The 17,692-nt window shown below is 55.7% G+C and carries 15 protein-coding genes and 1 pseudogene; 6 read left to right on the plus strand and 10 right to left on the minus strand.

Annotated elements, in window-relative coordinates; all coding sequences use genetic code 11:
* Window positions 1-53: 53 nt before the first annotated feature.
* The 9 genes from dam to pilM all read right to left on the minus strand — a co-directional run bounded on the left by dam (window position 54) and on the right by pilM (window position 7,758).
* The gene (gene dam, locus CKQ53_RS03740; protein WP_085652607.1) at window positions 54-884 is read right to left on the minus strand and encodes an adenine-specific DNA-methyltransferase; all 831 of its coding nucleotides are present in this window, start codon (window positions 882-884) and stop codon (window positions 54-56) included.
* A 77-nt stretch (window positions 885-961) separates the two neighbouring features.
* On the minus strand, window positions 962-1,981 hold the full coding sequence (locus CKQ53_RS03745; RefSeq protein WP_118894658.1) for an SPOR domain-containing protein: 1,020 nt from the start codon (window positions 1,979-1,981) through the stop codon (window positions 962-964).
* Window positions 1,982-2,108: 127 nt separating this feature from the next.
* Window positions 2,109-3,194, minus strand: coding sequence for a 3-dehydroquinate synthase (gene aroB, locus CKQ53_RS03750; RefSeq protein ID WP_118894660.1), 1,086 nt, complete (start codon window positions 3,192-3,194; stop codon window positions 2,109-2,111).
* 52 nt (window positions 3,195-3,246) lie between these two features.
* Complete coding sequence (gene aroK / locus CKQ53_RS03755) at window positions 3,247-3,768, minus strand: shikimate kinase AroK (RefSeq protein WP_026741304.1); 522 nt, start codon at window positions 3,766-3,768, stop codon at window positions 3,247-3,249.
* A gap of 316 nt (window positions 3,769-4,084) precedes the next feature.
* Window positions 4,085-5,371 carry a DNA uptake porin HofQ gene (gene hofQ / locus CKQ53_RS03760; protein WP_094118648.1) on the minus strand — a complete coding sequence of 429 codons (1,287 nt, stop codon included), beginning with the start codon at window positions 5,369-5,371 and terminating at the stop codon, window positions 4,085-4,087.
* Window positions 5,371-5,781, minus strand: a complete 411-nt coding sequence (locus CKQ53_RS03765) for a HofP DNA utilization family protein (protein ID WP_094118623.1) — start codon at window positions 5,779-5,781, stop codon at window positions 5,371-5,373. The genes hofQ and CKQ53_RS03765 overlap by 1 nt, the downstream gene beginning before the upstream one ends.
* A complete protein-coding gene (locus CKQ53_RS03770) occupies window positions 5,781-6,281 on the minus strand; it encodes a hypothetical protein (RefSeq protein WP_094118624.1) in 501 nt (166 codons plus the stop codon). Before CKQ53_RS03770 ends, CKQ53_RS03765 begins: the two co-directional genes overlap by 1 nt.
* A 41-nt stretch (window positions 6,282-6,322) precedes the next feature.
* Window positions 6,323-6,898, minus strand: a complete 576-nt coding sequence (locus CKQ53_RS03775; RefSeq protein WP_094118625.1) for a PilN domain-containing protein — start codon at window positions 6,896-6,898, stop codon at window positions 6,323-6,325.
* A complete protein-coding gene (gene pilM, locus CKQ53_RS03780) occupies window positions 6,898-7,758 on the minus strand; it encodes a type IV pilus biogenesis protein PilM (RefSeq protein ID WP_085652613.1) in 861 nt (286 codons plus the stop codon). The genes CKQ53_RS03775 and pilM overlap by 1 nt, the downstream gene beginning before the upstream one ends.
* 114 nt (window positions 7,759-7,872) lie before the next feature.
* Here pilM and mrcA point away from each other — a divergent pair, with 114 nt between their 5' ends.
* Entirely contained in the window at window positions 7,873-10,431 is a 2,559-nt protein-coding gene (gene mrcA, locus CKQ53_RS03785; RefSeq protein ID WP_094118626.1) for a peptidoglycan glycosyltransferase/peptidoglycan DD-transpeptidase MrcA, read from the plus strand.
* Between the two features lie 56 nt (window positions 10,432-10,487).
* Here mrcA and nudE read toward each other — a convergent pair whose 3' ends face one another.
* Entirely contained in the window at window positions 10,488-11,051 is a 564-nt protein-coding gene (gene nudE / locus CKQ53_RS03790) for an ADP compounds hydrolase NudE (protein WP_094118627.1), read from the minus strand.
* A 388-nt stretch (window positions 11,052-11,439) separates the two neighbouring features.
* On the opposite strand from nudE, the pseudogene CKQ53_RS03795 reads away from it, so the two are divergent.
* From CKQ53_RS03795 to pckA, 5 genes and pseudogenes are all read left to right on the plus strand, one after another.
* Window positions 11,440-13,583: pseudogene (locus CKQ53_RS03795) on the plus strand (intracellular growth attenuator family protein).
* Between the two features lie 91 nt (window positions 13,584-13,674).
* On the plus strand, window positions 13,675-14,361 hold the full coding sequence (yrfG, locus tag CKQ53_RS03800; protein WP_094118628.1) for a GMP/IMP nucleotidase: 687 nt from the start codon (window positions 13,675-13,677) through the stop codon (window positions 14,359-14,361).
* 9 nt (window positions 14,362-14,370) lie between these two features.
* On the plus strand, window positions 14,371-14,784 hold the full coding sequence (hslR, locus tag CKQ53_RS03805) for a ribosome-associated heat shock protein Hsp15 (RefSeq protein WP_085652618.1): 414 nt from the start codon (window positions 14,371-14,373) through the stop codon (window positions 14,782-14,784).
* Between the two features lie 25 nt (window positions 14,785-14,809).
* Window positions 14,810-15,682 carry an Hsp33 family molecular chaperone HslO gene (gene hslO / locus CKQ53_RS03810; protein WP_118895283.1) on the plus strand — a complete coding sequence of 291 codons (873 nt, stop codon included), beginning with the start codon at window positions 14,810-14,812 and terminating at the stop codon, window positions 15,680-15,682.
* A gap of 199 nt (window positions 15,683-15,881) precedes the next feature.
* Entirely contained in the window at window positions 15,882-17,501 is a 1,620-nt protein-coding gene (pckA, locus tag CKQ53_RS03815; RefSeq protein ID WP_094118629.1) for a phosphoenolpyruvate carboxykinase (ATP), read from the plus strand.
* Window positions 17,502-17,692: the final 191 nt, after the last annotated feature.

Here is a 17,692-nt window from a genome sequence, read left to right on the forward strand (position 1 = left end):
AAGGGCTTGTACAGCCTCTGTTTTCGCGACAGCGCGGGGCTTTATCAGCCTGCCTACCCTAACTCGACGCCGCGGTACAACGCCAGTAGTTCATTCACCTTGCTGCGACCCGCGATGTTGCGGCTAATCGTCCGCCGGGCCTTGACCACGTATAGTGACGAAGCCGACTGATACCACTCACGCGTCAGCTCCGTATCGTGGTTGGAAATCAATACCGGTATTTGGCTTTCCGCCGAGAGCTGCTGTGCCAGCAGCGCCAAATCGCGCTGATCGTCGTGATTAAAATTATTGGTGTGGTACGCCGTGAAATTCGCGGTGGCGGACAGCGGCGCATAAGGCGGATCGCAATACACGACAGAACCCTGTTTCGCCTTCGTCAGCGTATCCCGATAGTGCTCGCAGACGAACGTAGCGTTTTGAGCCTTTTGCGCGAACCAGCGCAGTTCGTCTTCAGGAAAATAGGGTTTCTTGTAACGCCCGAACGGCACATTGAATTCGCCGCTCATGTTATACCGGCATAATCCGTTGTAACAGTGGCGGTTGAGATAGAGAAACAGTAACGCGCGTCGGTAAGCGTTGTCACAAGCATTAAACTCGCTGCGCAACAGATAGAAGATGTCCGAGGTATTCATTTCTTGCGTGAATAACTCGCGGGCATCGCGGATGAAATGTTCAGTGTTGGTTTTAACGATATCGTACAGATTGATGAGATCGCTGTTGATATCGGCCAGGATGTAGTTGTCGTAGTCGGTATTGAGAAACACCGAGCCGGCACCCACAAAGGGTTCGATCAAGCAATCTCCTGCTGGTAGATATCGGCGAATCTCTTCTACCAGCGGATACTTACCACCAGCCCATTTTAAGAAAGCGCGGTTTTTCTTCATGCCGTCGTTAGTTACTCATACTTTTCAGAGCCGCGGATTGTACTCTGTTTCAGACAGCACATCAGGGCTAATTGGTGTTACTTACTCAAGTCCTGCTTCACCTGACGGATCGGCTTAACCCATGGTTTCTTGGCTTGGACGTCGGCTGGCAGTGATGCAACGGCGCGTTTGGCTTCATCTGAGGAGGCGTAAACGCCGCTCACAAGCACGTACCAGGGTTTACCATCCCGTTGGGTCTGATAGACCCAATAGTTCGTCAGTCGTTGCGCTTTGGCATAGGCCTGCAGCGAGCTTTCGCGAGACGCGCCGCTCAGCTGAAGCGTAAAGTGGCTGGCCGGTGCATTTTTAATCGAACCATTCGCCTGACCGCCGCCAGCAGGTAAAACTGACTTGCCAGATGGTGCTGGCGTGATGGCGGTAGTCGGCGCCTTGGACACACTGCTGTTTTTCGCGGGAGCCTTGTGCGGCGAGCCAGTGGCGTCTGTATGACGAGGTTTATCCGTGCCGGGACGGAGAGCCGTCGTCGTTTCACGTGAAGGACGCGCTTTACCACTTGGTGATACGGACGCCGGCGAAGTCGGCAACGTCACGTCTGAGCCAACGCCATTCTGTGCCACCGCATTCAACTGCTGCTGTTGCTGCGGTTGAGAGAGCGTATCCATCATGTTGCCTGGCAGTTCAATACGCTGCTGGTTCTTGTCCTGGGCGGGCAACGGCGCCTGAGTCGGTGCTTCAGCCACCGGAGGCGCGCTCAAAGACTGTGGCTCGCCAGCCTGCGTCTGGCCCGGAAGCGACGTCTGAGGTACGGCAGGCGCGGTTACGTCAGTCGGTGAGGCCGAAGGCGATGAAAGCGCAATATTCTTCGAACCGCCGCCAGACGCAGCGGGCGGCGTCGCATCCTTACTCGGCGACTGAAGCGCAGCTCCGACGGCGACAATCAGCAATACCAGCACAATAATGCCGACGCCAATCATGACATGCTGTCTGGATAGCGCCACGCTGGGCAGGGTCAATCCCTGCTTTCTCTTTTGCTGGCGCTGTGGCCGACGATCGCTGGTATCCGGTTTCAGCTCGTCTTCCGGATTGAACTCACCCATCTATACCCCTCCAACTGAACGGCAGCTGCTCGTGGTGATGCAATCGCCGCGAGTAGCTATATCATCAGGTATCATAGTACAAATAAAAACCATCGCCCCCACAGGGAGACTCATCACTAAGTCTATGTCAGGGAAGGCAATCAGCAATGGAAGCCAGAACCATATCATGGGTGACGCCGCTGCGTATCTCGGCCTGACCAATAGCCGTCGGCAATATCAGACGCAGCTCACCACCCAATACTTTTTTGTCGCGCATCATGTGCGGCAGATAAGACTCAGGGGTCATAGAAGTTGGCCCCGTAATCGGCAGCCCGGCTCGCGTTAACAGGGCTTTGATGCGATCAACGTCTGCCGAGCCCAGCAGGCCGAGGCGACGTGCAGCCTGTGCGGCCATGACCGTACCCACCGCCACGGCTTCGCCATGCAGCCAGTTGCCGTAACCCATTTCAGCTTCAATCGCATGACCGTAAGTGTGGCCTAAATTTAGCAAGGCGCGCAGACCGTTTTCACGTTCATCGGCCGCGACGACTTCAGCCTTGAGTTCACAGCAGCGGCGAATACAGTAAGCCACCGAGGCGTTATCTAGCGCGCGCACGGCGTCGATATGTGTTTCCAGCCAGGCAAAAAAGTCGCTATCGAATACGATGCCGTATTTGATGACTTCGGCCAGACCAGAAGAAAGTTCGTTGGCGGGCAGCGTTTTCAGACAGTCGATATCTATCACGACGGATGCCGGTTGATAGAAAGCGCCAATCATGTTTTTGCCTAAAGGGTGATTCACCGCGGTTTTACCACCAACGGATGAATCGACCTGAGCCAAGAGAGAGGTAGGTACCTGAATGAAACGAACGCCGCGCTGATAGCAGGCCGCTGCGAAACCGGTTAAATCACCGATAACTCCGCCGCCCAGCGCCACCAACGTGGTGTCCCTGCCATGGGGTTTCTCCAGTAGGGCGGAGAAGACCTGATCAAGCACCGTCAGAGATTTGTACTTCTCTCCGTCGGGAAGAACCACTTGATCAACCCGCACCCCTACGTTTTCCAAGACGGTCCGCACAGCGTCCAGATAGAGCGGCGCCAATGTGTCATTGGTCACCAACATAACCTGTTCGCCCGCTTTTAACGGCAAAAAAGAGTCTGCGTTGCTGAATAATCCAGCGGCTATCGTAATGGGATAACTGCGTTCCCCGAGAGTGACGATAATTCTTTCCATGCGCGTTCCATGACCTGTCGGAAGCCCGTAGAGTGCAGGCGGCTATACAAAATCAGTTGTTTTCCAGCATGCTGATGATCTGGTTGGCAACTACCTTGGCGCTTTGTTCATCGGTGCGAATCGTAATGTCTGCGATTTCTTCGTACAGTGGATTACGTTCTCTCGCTAACGCTTCCAGTACTTCGCGCGGAGGGGCCTCAACCTGCAACAACGGGCGCTTTTTATCGCGCTGCGTGCGGGCTAACTGCTTCTCGATGGTGGTTTCCAGATACACGACAACGCCTCGCGCAGAAAGGCGATTGCGGGTTTCGCGTGTTTTCACCGAACCGCCGCCGGTTGCCAGCACGATCCCTTGTTTCTCCGTCAATTCATTAATGACTTTCTCTTCGCGCTCGCGGAAGCCTTCTTCGCCTTCCACATCAAATACCCAGCCCACATCAGCCCCGGTACGTCGCTCAATTTCTTGATCGGAGTCGAAGAACTCCATGTTGAGTTGCTGAGCTAACTGACGGCCAATAGTGCTTTTGCCGGCACCCATAGGCCCAACCAGAAAGATATTGCGTTTCTCTGCCATTTTTTTGGTATTACTAAGAAATTCGTTAATGATAACCCGCCCCGCCATGTAACCTGCGGCGGAACCTAAACTGAAACCTCATGAGCGATAGTGCGAGAATCAGACAAAAAATTATCTCAATACTCAGGGTAGTTTGGCAACCTAATAAAATTTCACATTATCCAAATAAGGATGATGTAAGTTATCGACATCGCCGATGGAACGACACTTCAGTACTCAATTCGCTAATCCTTGTATGCTAAAACCGCCGCATCGTCAAACGGTGAACGGAATTATTGATAAATTGCATAGTTTTCCTTCGTCACAACCGATAACGCTATAAATCGCTCCGTGGCGCGTCGTGAATAAGCGTTGGCGTGATGAAGATCACCAGCTCGCGCCGCGTATTTTGCTGACTGCGGTTTTTAAATAAGCCGCCCACGACCGGTAAGGTACCCAGACCGGGGACTCGATTTTCAGCCTGATTTTTCTGCTGCTGAAAAATACCACCTAATACAATTGTTTCACCGTCGGTGACCGTTACCTGCGTTTGGATCTCCTGCTTATCAATCGCCAGTATCTCTCCTTCGCCCTGTTTTATGGCTCTTCCCGGCATGTTTTGGCTGATGAGCAGATTCAGGCTGATCCGGTTTTGAGGTAGTACGCGCGGCGTCACTTCCATGCCTAATACCGCTTCTTTAAACTCTATCGACGTCGAACCGCTCGCGCCGCTCGACACCTGATAAGGGATCTCGGTCCCCTGCTTGATGCTGGCCGTCTGGCGATGAGCGGTAAACAGCCGTGGACTGGCGATAATCTCCACCGCGTTTTCCTGTTCCAGCGCCTGCAACTCCAGATCGAGCAGTCGGCCGTCAAGCCGGGCGAGATGAAAGCCCGCCTTGATAGCGGGCGTCGTCACCGGCAGATCGATCGCAAAACGGTTCACGCCAGGGGCTTTACCCGCGTCCACGCGTTCACCCAACCCCCAGTTCACCCCCAACGACTCCAGCTGTTCGCTGCCTATCGTCACGATATGAGCCGTCAGTTGCACCTGTGCCAGCGGTTTGTCCATTTCAAGAATCCAGGACTGAATCTCCGTGACCGCCGCCGCTTCATCCCTTATCAGTAATGTGTTGGTGCGTTTATCCGCCGCGACTCGCCCCCGTTCACTCAACAACGTGCCGCGCTGCCCCTGCAAACTGGCGGCGACGTCGCTCGCCTCCGCATAGTGCAGCATGAAAGACGCACTCTTTAGGGGTTGCGCGCGCTGAGATGCTTGCTCTGCCGGCGGCATGTCCGACAGGTTTCCACGGGGATAGACCATCAGTACATCGCCTTCCCGCTCCACCGTCAGACCGGCCATTTTCAGCGTGATATCCATCGCCTGCTGCCAGGGAACATTATCCAACTGAAGGCTGATATTTCCTTCCACGCCCGGCGCGACGACAAGATTCAATCGCTGATGCTCCGCCAGCGCCTGCAACACGCGCGAGACCGGAACATCGTCAAAAGCCAGCGAGACGGGGAGCGCATCCTGCGCCAGGACAGGTTGATTAACGCAGAGACACGCCAGCAGAACACCGCGAACCATCGCTATTCGCATTCGTAAAACCCGGCAATACATCATGGCACAACTCCTTGTGACCAGTCGGAAAACGGCGAAGACAATTGAATTTCCGAAACAGGGCAATCGCCCTGCAAAGAAGACAGCCGCAGCGTTCCATGCGCATGATCCAGTTGCGCCACGATGCCGTCAGTAGGCGTTACAGCCTCGTCATACTTCACCCTCATCCATCCATTTCCCGCCTGTTTGACCCACCCTACCCAGCGAGAAGTATCACCAACCAGTCCTTGCAGCCGCCATTGCGCCGTGGATGCGGGCATAACGCAGTGCGCTATCTGCGGCTGAAACGGATCCCTCTCATCCTCCGACGTCAGCGCAGCAGGCACTGCGTCCCCCGAAACCAACGTTAGCGACAGGCAAGCGAGCGCGACGTACGTTTTTCCGTTGAAAAAGCCTGGGTCCCTTGCCATTACGGGCCTCGCTTTTCAGGCGCGGGAGGATGCAGTAGCAGTTCAGTGCGAATGCCCTCCTCCGTACGCCTCATCACCAGTCGGTCGATGCTGGGAACAACGTTGGAAGCGTTGAGCCGGGTAATAAACCGTCTTATGCCCACATAGTCAGCATTCAAAACCAGCAGCCATCGGTTTTCCTCGCTGTCACCACCGTCAGGAGAGTGCGGGGACCAGGAGATGAGCTGTCCGCCGGACTCATGCAACGCTTCAGTGGGCAATCCAATGCCAGACTGCCAACGATGATTCTCCAACGGCCGTGCCGCTGAACGGGATGGCAAAGCGACCGGAGCTGGCAACCCCGCCAGCCTTTTCTGCCACTGTGCGACCGACTCCTGCTCTCTTTGCCGCTGTTCCTGCAATAACGCCGTTTGCTGACGTAATCCACTGTTCACCGTGCCCCAAAACACCAGCGAAAGCGCCGCGACCAGCCCGCACTGTGTCGTTAACAGCGTTCGCATTGGAGTACTGAACCACCGACAAACGAAGGGAGAGACATGCCTCATTTTTCCTTTCTCCCAACAGGCGTCACGCCATGAGTACTCTCCGTTTTCCCCAACTGCAGCGTAAACTCCAGCAATGCCGCGTCAGTCGAATGCCGACGGGTTTGTCGAAGTACGGGACCAGCAGCCAGCGGTTGACCGGCCAGACGTCTGGAGAAATCGACAATCGCCTGATAGTGATGGCTGACACCCGACAGCAGTAGACCGTGTTCGCTATCGCTGATCTCCGTTAGCCATAGCGCCTCCGGCATCAGCCGGGGCAGGTGTTTTAAAAGCTCTTGGTAGCGCCGATTGTGGCGTTGCCCCTGTTCACTCAACGTCTGCTGGACCTGTTCCGCCGCCTGTTGCTGAGTGTTCTCAAGAACGCGTTGATACTGCGCCTCATGGGCTTGTCTGGCCGATTGCAATTGGGCAATGCGCTGCGCCAGCATGGCATGCTGCCGTTGAGAGGACAGGAAGTCTCCCGCGATGACAAACGCCGCTATCGCAAGCTGCGCCGTCAACAGCAGGCTCCACAGGCGAACACGCCGAATTAGCCGCCGACGGCGCCAAGGAAGCAGATTGACCATTGGCATCAGTCATCCCCCGGACGCAGCGCCAATCCGGCCGCGATCGCAAACGTCGACGGCTCCGTCGGCAACGGCGGTTGCTGATAGCTGAATGCCGCCAGCGGCGACCACGGGATCAGCCGTTCCGCGTCACCGATATCCGTATTCGGAACCGACGAACTCAGGTAAACCGGATAATGCGCAGAGGCTGGAAAACGCTCGTCTATCTCGCGGATATAGTCGAATAGCGAGGCATGCTCGCCCGAGTCTTGCGATGTGAACGTACCGAAGTCTAGCGGTTGTCCGACTGGCGAGATCCACAGCCAGCTGTCCTCGAAGCGGTGCAACAGCGGCGCATGGGGAGAAATCCCAACCTGTCTGGCCACACAGCGAAGGGCGCAGGGGCTGATATCCACTACGTCGGCATACAGCCCGGCACGGGCGAGACAGGACAACCATGCTGTTAGCGCGGTCTTCCTCGCAGCCGTCACCAGCACCGTATCGGGAGTGTGCGGGTCGTCTCGATAGTCGAGCGCCAACGCATCCCGACTCACCGGAAGCGTGCGAGACGCCATCTTTTCGATATATCCGCTACGTTCCGGCTCACGCAATCGGGGATCGGGCGCCGCCATTCGCTGCTGAAATATCAGCGCAGGCGGCAGAGCGATGCGCAAAGAAATGAAGCGCGGCAATTCCCGCCGCCATTGATGAAGCACCTCACAAAGTGAGTCTGGATCATGTAGACTACCGGCGCGTAACGTATCGCCCGGCAACGGTAATTGCCACCAGTGGCGCAGTTGCCAGCCATCACGGCGACGTTGCACCGCCAGAGCGCGCACGACGCCATTTTGTATATCCAATCCAACCCGCCAGATGTGGTAAGCCATGTTCGATCTCCTTATCGTCAGCTAAAAGAACGTGTTCTCATTGCTGGCTTACCTTTATACTTAGCGCCCGATTGCTTATAAACTATTCAACCGCTACTGAATGGAAAATCTCAGGTGAAGCTCGTAAAGTATTTATTCATCCTTGCAGTAACTTGCATTCTGCTGGGAGCCGCCTCGCTCTATGGCCTTTATCGCTATATTGAGCCCCAGTTACCCGATGTCGCGACGCTTAAAGACGTCCGTCTGCAAACCCCGATGCAAGTCTACAGCGCCGACGGCGAGCTCATCGCTCAGTTCGGCGAAAAACGCCGTATTCCGTTGCAACTGTCCCAGATCCCGCCCGAGCTGGTACATGCTTTTATCGCTACGGAAGACAGCCGCTTCTACGAACATCACGGTATCGATCCCCAAGGCATCCTGCGTGCGGCGTCGATTGCGATGATGTCAGGCCATGCGTCTCAGGGCGCGAGCACCATCACTCAGCAGCTGGCGCGTAACTTCTTCTTGAGCCCGGAGCGCACCCTGCTGCGTAAGGTGAAAGAGGTCTTTCTCGCCATCCGCATTGAGCAGATGATGACGAAGGATGAAATCCTCGAGCTGTATCTCAATAAGATCTATTTGGGGTATCGCGCGTACGGCGTCGGCTCGGCGGCGCAGGTTTACTTTGGCCGTACGGTGGATCAGCTTACGCTGGGTGAAATGGCGATGATCGCCGGTCTGCCCAAAGCGCCATCGACCTTCAACCCGCTCTACTCATATGACCGCGCGCTTGCCCGCCGCAACGTGGTGTTGTCGCGTATGCTGGATGAAAACTACATCACGCAAGCCCAATACGATCAGGCGCGAAGCGAGAAATTGGAGGCCGACTACCATGCGCCTGAAATCGCTTTCTCCGCGCCATATATGGCGGAAATGGTGCGACAGGAAATGGTGAAACGTTATGGCGACGGCGCCTATAACGACGGCTACAAGGTTTACACCACCATCACCCGGAAACTCCAGCAGGCTGCGGATGATGCCGTACGCAACAATGTGATCGACTACGATATGCGCCACGGTTACCGCGGCGCGGACCAGGAGCTGTGGAAAGTCGGTATACCGGCCTGGCCCGAAAAGAAAATCATTGAAACGCTGAAGAAACTGCCGGTCTACGGGCCACTGCAGCCAGCGGTGGTCACGGCCTCTGCCGCCGATCAGGCCACCGCAATGCTCTCCTCTGGCGAAAAAGTCGTTCTGCCGCTGGAAAGCGTACGCTGGGCGCGCCCATTCAAAACTGACTATCTGCAAGGCGCCATACCGCGACGCGTGACCGATGTGCTGCAGGCGGGCCAGCAGATCTGGGTGCGTAAAGTCGACAACGTCTGGTGGCTGGCTCAGGTGCCTGACGTCAATTCCGCGATGGTGTCTTTAGACCCAAATAACGGCGCGGTCCTGGCGTTGGTGGGGGGCTTCGACTTCAACCAGAGCAAGTTCAACCGCGCCACTCAGGCTTTGCGCCAGATCGGGTCGAACATTAAACCGTTCCTCTACACGGCGGCGATGGATAAAGGGCTGACGCTCGCCACCCTGCTGAACGACGCCCCGATTACCCGCTGGGATCCGGGTGCCGGTTCCGACTGGAGTCCGAAAAACTCCCCGCCGCAGTATGATGGCCCTATCCGACTTCGTCAGGGGCTGGGACAGTCCAAAAACGTTGTGATGGTACGCGCGATGCGCGCGATGGGCGTGGACTATGCGGCCGACTATCTGGAACGCTTCGGTTTCCCGCAGCAGAACATCGTGCATACCGAGTCGCTGGCGCTGGGTGCGGCTGCGTTTACGCCGTTGCAGATGGTTCGCGGTTATTCGGTGATGACGAACGGCGGCTATTTGGTCGACCCGTATTTCATCAGCAAGATCGTTGATGATTTTGGTAATACGCTGTTTGCCGCCGCACCGAAAATCGTCTGCGATAGCTGCAATTTGCCGGTCATTTACGGTGAAACCCAACGGTCGGTCCAGCTCTCTCCAGACTCAATGGAAAATGTCGCCACGTCTCAGGAGCAACCGCAGCCGAACGCCGCGCCGCAGCCCGATCCAATTACGCCGCCGGAAGCAGCGCGACAGGCGAATCAGCCGTATGCGCCGCACGTCATCAGCACGCCGCTGGCTTTCCTAATCAAGGACGCCATGAACAGTAATGTCTTCGGCGAACCGGGCTGGATGGGCACCGGATGGCGCGCAGGAAAAGTGCTGCAACGCCATGACATCGGCGGAAAAACGGGGACAACCAACAATTCCAAGGATGCCTGGTTCTCCGGCTATGGACCGAATATTGTGACGTCCATCTGGATTGGCTTCGACGATCATCGTCGCGATCTGGGGCGCTCAACCCTTTCGGGTGCTATCCGCGATCAAGTTTCCGGTTACGAAGGGGGCGCCAAGAGCGCGCAACCGGCTTGGGATAGCTTCATGAAAGTCGCACTGAGCGGCGTACCGGAGCAAAAAATCTCCCCGCCGCCGGGCATTACCACTGTGACGATCGATCGCAGCACGGGCATGCTGTCCGACGGGGGCGGCAACAGCCGTCAGGAATACTTTATCGACGGGACGCAGCCGACAGAGCACGCGACCCATGATTCCGGTACGACGTTGTACGACGCCGGTAGCGGTCAATCCGAGGAATTATTCTAACTACGTAGCAGGCAGGTGCGCTGAACCCAGCGCGCCTGCTGCCTATCGAAAGGGGGCTATTTCTGAGAGGACGGCGAGAAAAGGTGAGCGTGCGCCAGGAACAGCGCGCTGACATTACGAGCCTCGCGGAAATCTGGCTCCTGCAATAGCGACATCATCTGCGCCTGCGGCCAACGTACGGGGATCAACGGTTCCGGCTCATCGCCCTGTAAGCGCTGAGGATAGAGCCCACGGGCAATGACGATGTGCATTTGGCTGGAAAAATAGGACGGGGCCAGCGTCAACGTCGCCAGCCGTTCGAAGTGCTCCGCACCAAACCCGACTTCTTCCTTCAATTCACGGTCAGCCGCTTCAAATACCGTCTCTCCCGCATCGATCAGCCCTTTGGGAAAGCCCAGTTCATACTGTTCAATCCCCACCGCATATTCGCGGATCAGCAGCAAATCATCGCCAATCATCGGCACAATCATTACCGCTTCCCGGCCAGAAGGACGCATCCGCTCATACACGCGGCGCTCGCCATTACTGAACTCCAGATCCACCGATTCAACATTAAACAGACGTGAGCGGGCTACGGTTTCAACCCCGAGAATTTTGGGTTTTTGCAGGTTATTATCCATAGAAGCCCCGGTTACAGAGGAAATTAGCTGTCGCTGACCGCACAGTAGGGAAAATACTGGTACGCTTCACAGCATGTTCGGAACGGGCATTTTGCGGCAATAGCGTTGTTGCCTGCAACTTTACCATACCAAAGAAACAACATTGCAACACCTTGAACACATAAGCTTTACTCATGTAAACCAGAGAGGCGCCTGGATGAAAAAAAAATAGGATTATCCTCATTTTTGTTCATGTCTGGCCTTGTTAGCATCCAAGGATAAAGACAAGAATGTATAAATTCAGTTAGCAAAGGCAGCCAGCAAAGCTAGATGGGATAACATAGCCTATATATCTTTGCTAGTATCCGAAAAAAACAGAGGAAACCTGACGCTGTTGGATGGTAATGATATGAGTACAATACTCATCATATTGTCTGTATTGTTAACCTGTCTGATTGCGGTAGGGGGTTTCATTGGCTATCGCATGTATCGTCGTTTTCTTTTTGCCAAACGCCTGCCCGTCGTCTCTGGACATCGCCAGCTGACCTCAACGGAACGCAAGGCTGTAGAACATTATTTGGTGTCGAAAGATGCTGACAATACGCTGCCGCTTACCGCGTCGGCGTCTTCCCCGCGTCTGACGCGTTCTCTGCTCAGCAACCGCGTTTACCCCATCACGCACAGCATTACCCGCTATGGGCTCAGCACTGACGCGCCAAATAAATGGCGATACTTCATTGATACGCAAGAAGTTCACCTTCCTCCCAGTTGGGAACAGTACATCACGCAAAATAACGAGATCGAGCTGATCACCACCCGTTCTATGCCGCTGGTGATTTCTCTCAACGGACACTCGATCACGGAATACATCAACAACCACGATTCCTCGAACAACCGCGAACTACCGATTGGCAACGCGTCGATCCTCCCGGAAGAAAACGAACATACCGAGCTACTTTCCGTGCGGAAAGAAACGCGGGAAGAGTACGCCACGCACCGTTCTCGCGGCCTGAAAGACGCCGCCGTGCTGTGTTGCGCCTTCTTACTGTTGGTCTTCAGCCTCAATAGCCCGCTGGCGGTACTGCCGTGGCTGGCGGGCACCGCCTGTCTGTTGGCCGCATGGGGCTGCTGGCAGCTATTTCGTTCACCCCGAGAAAAAGAGCTACAGGACGTCCACTGTCTGAACGGTACGCCGCAGTGTCTGGGGCTTTTTGGCGAATCGAACCAGAGCCGTCTGGGCAATATCTCCCTCGGCAATATCGATCTGATTTACCCCCCGCACTGGCAACCCTATATCGGCCACGATTTGGGGAAAAAGACCGATGTGGATATCTATCAAAACCGGCAGGTCGTGCGGCAGGGAAAATATCTGTCGCTGCACAATGAAGTAAAAAACTTTCCCTTGCAGAAACGCGGCAAGAATCTGGTGCTGGCCTGCGGCGCGCTGTGCAGCGTGCTGCTGCTGTTGAGTTACGTGCCGCTCGATCTCCCGCTCAAGCTCAGCCTTGCCTGGATTAAAGGCGCGAACAACATCAAGGTCACACAGGTCGATGAACTGGAACGCATGCCGCTCCATGTCGGCGATACATTGCAGGTGCACGGCACCGGCATGTGTTACGTCCCCCCGTGGATCATGGTCCCAATCCTCCCAGCACGTCGGCTTTCCAGCCCTTCGATTGCTCTGCCATCTACTGGAATAAAGCCGACCCGCTGCCGCTGCCTGAATCCGACATCATCGAAAAAACTATCGCCTTGCGCGCCACGGTTAACGACCAGCTGCATCCTTCAACGAATGGCGACGGGGCCAGCTCACCATTAGCCAGCGCGATCCAGAAGTCCGGCATGATTCTGCTGAACGACTTTTCCGACATCGTACTGAAAACCGAAGACTTGTGCGCAAAGGAAGAGGATTGTACGCGTCTTAAAAACGCGCTGATTAACCTCGGCAACGTGAAAAGCTGGAATGTGCTGGTCAGGCGCGCCAGCTCCGGCGCGCTGAAAGGCACTAGCGTCATCCTGCGCCCCGTGAGTGCCGAAACATTGGATACGCTGGTCAACAACGCCACGGACTATTTTTATTTGCAGGAGCTTCGCAACGCCACCAATACGTTGAATAGCCCACCGCCAGCGGGTTTCCTTATCCGCAGCGATGAAGGCAACCAGTTCGTCACGCATCCAGAACCCATGACGTCGTTGCCGGAGTATCGACCGGCGGAACAGTGGCAGGAACTGCAACGTCTGTCCGCGATGTTGCTGCACACATCATTCGAAGCCAGCGGCGTCATCACCGCCATTTCTTTGGATGCCAACGGCACTCGCCATATTTCGCTTCATAGCGAACCCGATGCGGTCACGCTGTGGCGTTACCTCGGCAGTTGCGTACTGCTTCTGCTGTTTACGAGCGTGTTCATCATTAACGTCGCACAACTGGTCATGAAGCATCGTCGCAGCAAACAGCGCATCGCCGATATCCAACAGTACTACGCCAAATATCTCGCGCCAGAAACCTCAGCGACGCCTGCATTACACGGCAGCGTTTCCCGTCCGTCATGAAATCCTTCGCCTTAAACCGGTATACTGACGGACAAATTCCCTCAGCCTGATGACCGCCTCCGGCGGCAATGGCCTCTTTGCCGGAGTGATAATGATTTCCGAACTTGATTGGAATGAGATAGATACCGTGCTGTTGGACATGGACGGCACTTTGCTTGACCTCGCTTTCGACAGCTATTTCTGGCTGCAACTGGTGCCGCAAGCACTCAGCGAAAGGCGCAGCATCTCGCTGGAAGAAGCAAAATCGCAGATGGCGCACGAATACCAGTCCGTTCAGCATACGCTCAACTGGTACTGCTTCGACTACTGGAGCCAACAGCTGGATCTGGATATACGTCAGATGACGCGGGACATCGCTTCACGCGCCCGGCTTCGGGACGATACCGCGCCTTTTCTCCGCGCATTGAGAGACAGTGGTCGCCATACGGTTTTGCTGACGAACGCCCATCCGCACAGCCTGTCGGTTAAAATTGAACGTACCGGGCTCGATCAGCACCTTGATTTATTGCTTTCCACCCATACTTATGGCTTTCCGAAAGAAGATCAGCGTTTATGGCAGGCGGTACAAGCTCAAATCGGATTCGACCCCGCGCGAACCTTGTTTGTGGATGACAGCGAACCCATTTTGGACGCGGCTAAGACATTCGGGATCGGCTACTGTCTGGGCGTCAGCAACCCGGACTCCAGTCTGTCCGAGGAAAAAACGTTCCATCGTCATCCGGCGATCAACGATTACCGGACGCTGATCCCCGCCTTCACAGGCGCCACCGGTTTTTGAGGAGCATATATGAGCAAAGCCAGCCAGCATGAAGACACCAGCGCTGTCCGGCTGGACAAGTGGCTGTGGGCGGCACGGATTTACAAAACCCGCGCCGTCGCCCGCGATATGGTCGAAGGCGGCAAAGTTCACTATAACGGTCAGCGCAGCAAGCCCAGCAAACTGGTCGAGCTGAATGCAGAACTCAAACTACGTCAGGGCAACGACGAACGCACCATCGTGATTCTGGAGATCTGCGCACAGCGCCGGTCCGCACCTCAGGCGCAGGCGATGTATCAGGAAACCGAGGTCAGTATCGAAAAACGGGAAAACATGGCGCAGGCAAGAAAAATGAACGCGCTGTCCATGCCCCACCCCGACCGTCGCCCAGATAAAAAAGAGCGCCGGGATTTGATTAAATTTAAATACAGCGATGCGGAATAATCCGCCGTCGCCGCGAGAAAATATTATGTCCACACACGATCAATTACACCGTTACCTGTTCGAAAGCCACGCTGTCCGTGGTGAACTGGTTACGGTCAGCGACACGCTCCAGCAGGTCCTGGAGAACCACGACTACCCGGCTCCCGTGCAAACGCTGCTCGGCGAACTACTGGTCGCCACCAGCCTGCTGACCGCGACGCTGAAATTCAACGGCGACATCACGGTTCAGCTACAGGGCGATGGTCCGCTGAAGCTGGCCGTCATCAATGGCAACAACGCTCAACAGATGCGCGGAGTGGCTCGCCTGCAGGGAGATATCGCGCCTGAAAGTTCGCTGCACGATATGATCGGCAACGGCTATCTGGTGATCACCATCACCCCGACCGAAGGCGAGCGCTATCAGGGCGTTGTCGGGCTTGAAGGCGATACGCTGGCAGCCTGCCTGGAAAACTACTTCCTGCAGTCAGAACAGCTGCCGACGCGCCTGTTTATCCGCACTGGCGAGCACGACGGTAAACCGTGCGCCGCCGGTATGCTGCTACAGGTGCTGCCGGCTCAGGAAGGCAGCCGCGACGACTTCGACCATCTATCTCAGTTGACGACGACGGTAAAAGGCGAAGAGCTGTTCTCTCTGCCCGCGAATGAGGTGCTGTACCGCCTGTATCATCAGGAAGAGGTGACGGTATACGAGCCGCAGCCGGTCAGCTTCCATTGCCACTGCTCACGCGAGCGCTGTGAGAATGCTTTGCTGACGCTGTCGGAAAGCGAAGTCGACGATATTCTGGCGCAGGACGGCAACATCGACATGCATTGCGATTACTGCGGAAGCCATTACCTCTTCAACGCGGCCGACATCGACGAGATTCGCCAGTCTGCCTCGCGCACTAACCTGCACTAATCCCACCGTTTCAAAGGGCGCCTGACGCGCCCTTTCTTTTCAATCTGTGCTCAGTATCACATTTTCATTACTTTTGCGTCACAGGAATAAGCAAAGTTATTAAAGAATTTATTTAATTTTATGATAGTTCTCGTAGTTAAAATAAGCTCTGGCCCTACACTATTAGGCAGTAGGACAATACCCATTGAGGAGTAGCCACATGGAGATTAACGGCCAGATGTCACAAGCGCTTTCCGCTTACGGCATTCACGATATCCGCGAACACGTCTATAACCCGAGCTACGATTTACTGTTTGAAGAAGAAACATCCCCTACATTAGAAGGTTATGAACGCGGCATCGAAACTGAGCTAGGTGCGGTCGCCGTCAACACCGGTATTTTCACCGGTCGTTCTCCGAAAGATAAATATATCGTCCGTGATGACATGACCCGCGATACCGTCTGGTGGGCCGATCAAGGCACCGGCAAGAATGACAACCATCCGCTCAGTCAGGACGTCTGGCTGCAGTTGAAACAACTGGTCGGCGAACAACTCTCCGGGAAACGCCTTTTTGTCGTCGATGCCTACTGCGGCGCTAACCCCGACAGCCGACTGAAGGTCCGTTTCATTACCGAAGTCGCCTGGCAGGCGCACTTCGTGAAAAACATGTTTATCCGTCCCAGCGAAGAAGAGCTGCGCGACTTCGTCCCCGATTTCACCGTGCTGAACGGCGCCAAGTGCACCAATCCGCACTGGCAGGAACAAGGGCTGAACTCGGAGAACTTCGTCGCCTTTAACCTCACCGAAGGCATCCAGCTGATCGGCGGAACATGGTACGGCGGCGAAATGAAGAAGGGGCTGTTCGCTATCATGAACTACCTGCTGCCGCTGAAAGGCATCGCCTCCATGCACTGCTCCGCCAACGTCGGCGAAGCGGGCGACGTGGCGGTCTTTTTCGGCCTCTCCGGTACGGGTAAAACCACGCTATCCACCGATCCAAACCGCCAGCTGATCGGCGATGACGAACACGGCTGGGACGACGACGGCGTCTTCAACTTCGAAGGCGGCTGCTACGCCAAAACCATCAGGCTCTCGCAGGAAGCCGAACCGGATATCTACGGCGCGATTAAACGCGACGCGCTGCTGGAAAACGTGACCGTGCGCGCAGACGGCAGCATCGACTTCGATGATGGGTCGAAAACCGAAAACACCCGGGTGTCCTACCCGATCGATCACATTGTGAATATCGTTAAACCGGTTTCCAAAGCGGGTCATGCCACCAAGGTGATTTTCCTGACGGCTGACGCGTTCGGCGTGCTGCCGCCGGTGTCTCGCCTGACGTCCGATCAGACGCAATACCACTTCCTGTCCGGCTTCACCGCCAAACTGGCTGGAACAGAGCGCGGCATTACAGAGCCGACGCCGACATTCTCCGCCTGCTTCGGCGCCGCCTTCCTCACGCTGCATCCCACGCAGTATGCCGAAGTGCTGGTGAAACGGATGCAGGCCTCCGGCGCACAGGCTTATCTGGTGAATACCGGTTGGAACGGCACGGGCAAACGCATTTCCATCAAGGATACGCGGGGTATCATCGCCGCCATTCTGAATGGCAGTATCGAAGAGGCGGAAACGAAAACGTTGCCTATCTTCAACCTGTCTATCCCAACCGCGCTCGCCGGTGTGGACCCGTCGATTCTGGATCCGCGCGACACCTATGACAGCGCCACTCAGTGGGAAGCGAATGCCCAGGATCTGGCCCAACGCTTTATCGCCAACTTCGACAAATACACCGATACCCCGGCGGGTGCCGCGTTGGTCGCCGCCGGTCCGAAGATCTGATACGTCATAAGCTAAACCATCACAAATGCCTGCAACCGCAGGCATTTTTTTTACCCAACAGACGGCGGCGGAACGTCGAGTATCCCCCGTACCCGACGTAGGCCAGCTACGCGATGGTGTGGCATCTCCGGAAGGGGGTTTGCAAAAGAAAAGCAGATGCAAGGAGATAACGCCGTTCCCAAGCTCAAGAA

It is taken from the genome of Lonsdalea britannica, assembly GCF_003515985.1.
GTDB classification, from domain to species: Bacteria; Pseudomonadota; Gammaproteobacteria; order Enterobacterales; family Enterobacteriaceae; genus Lonsdalea; species Lonsdalea britannica.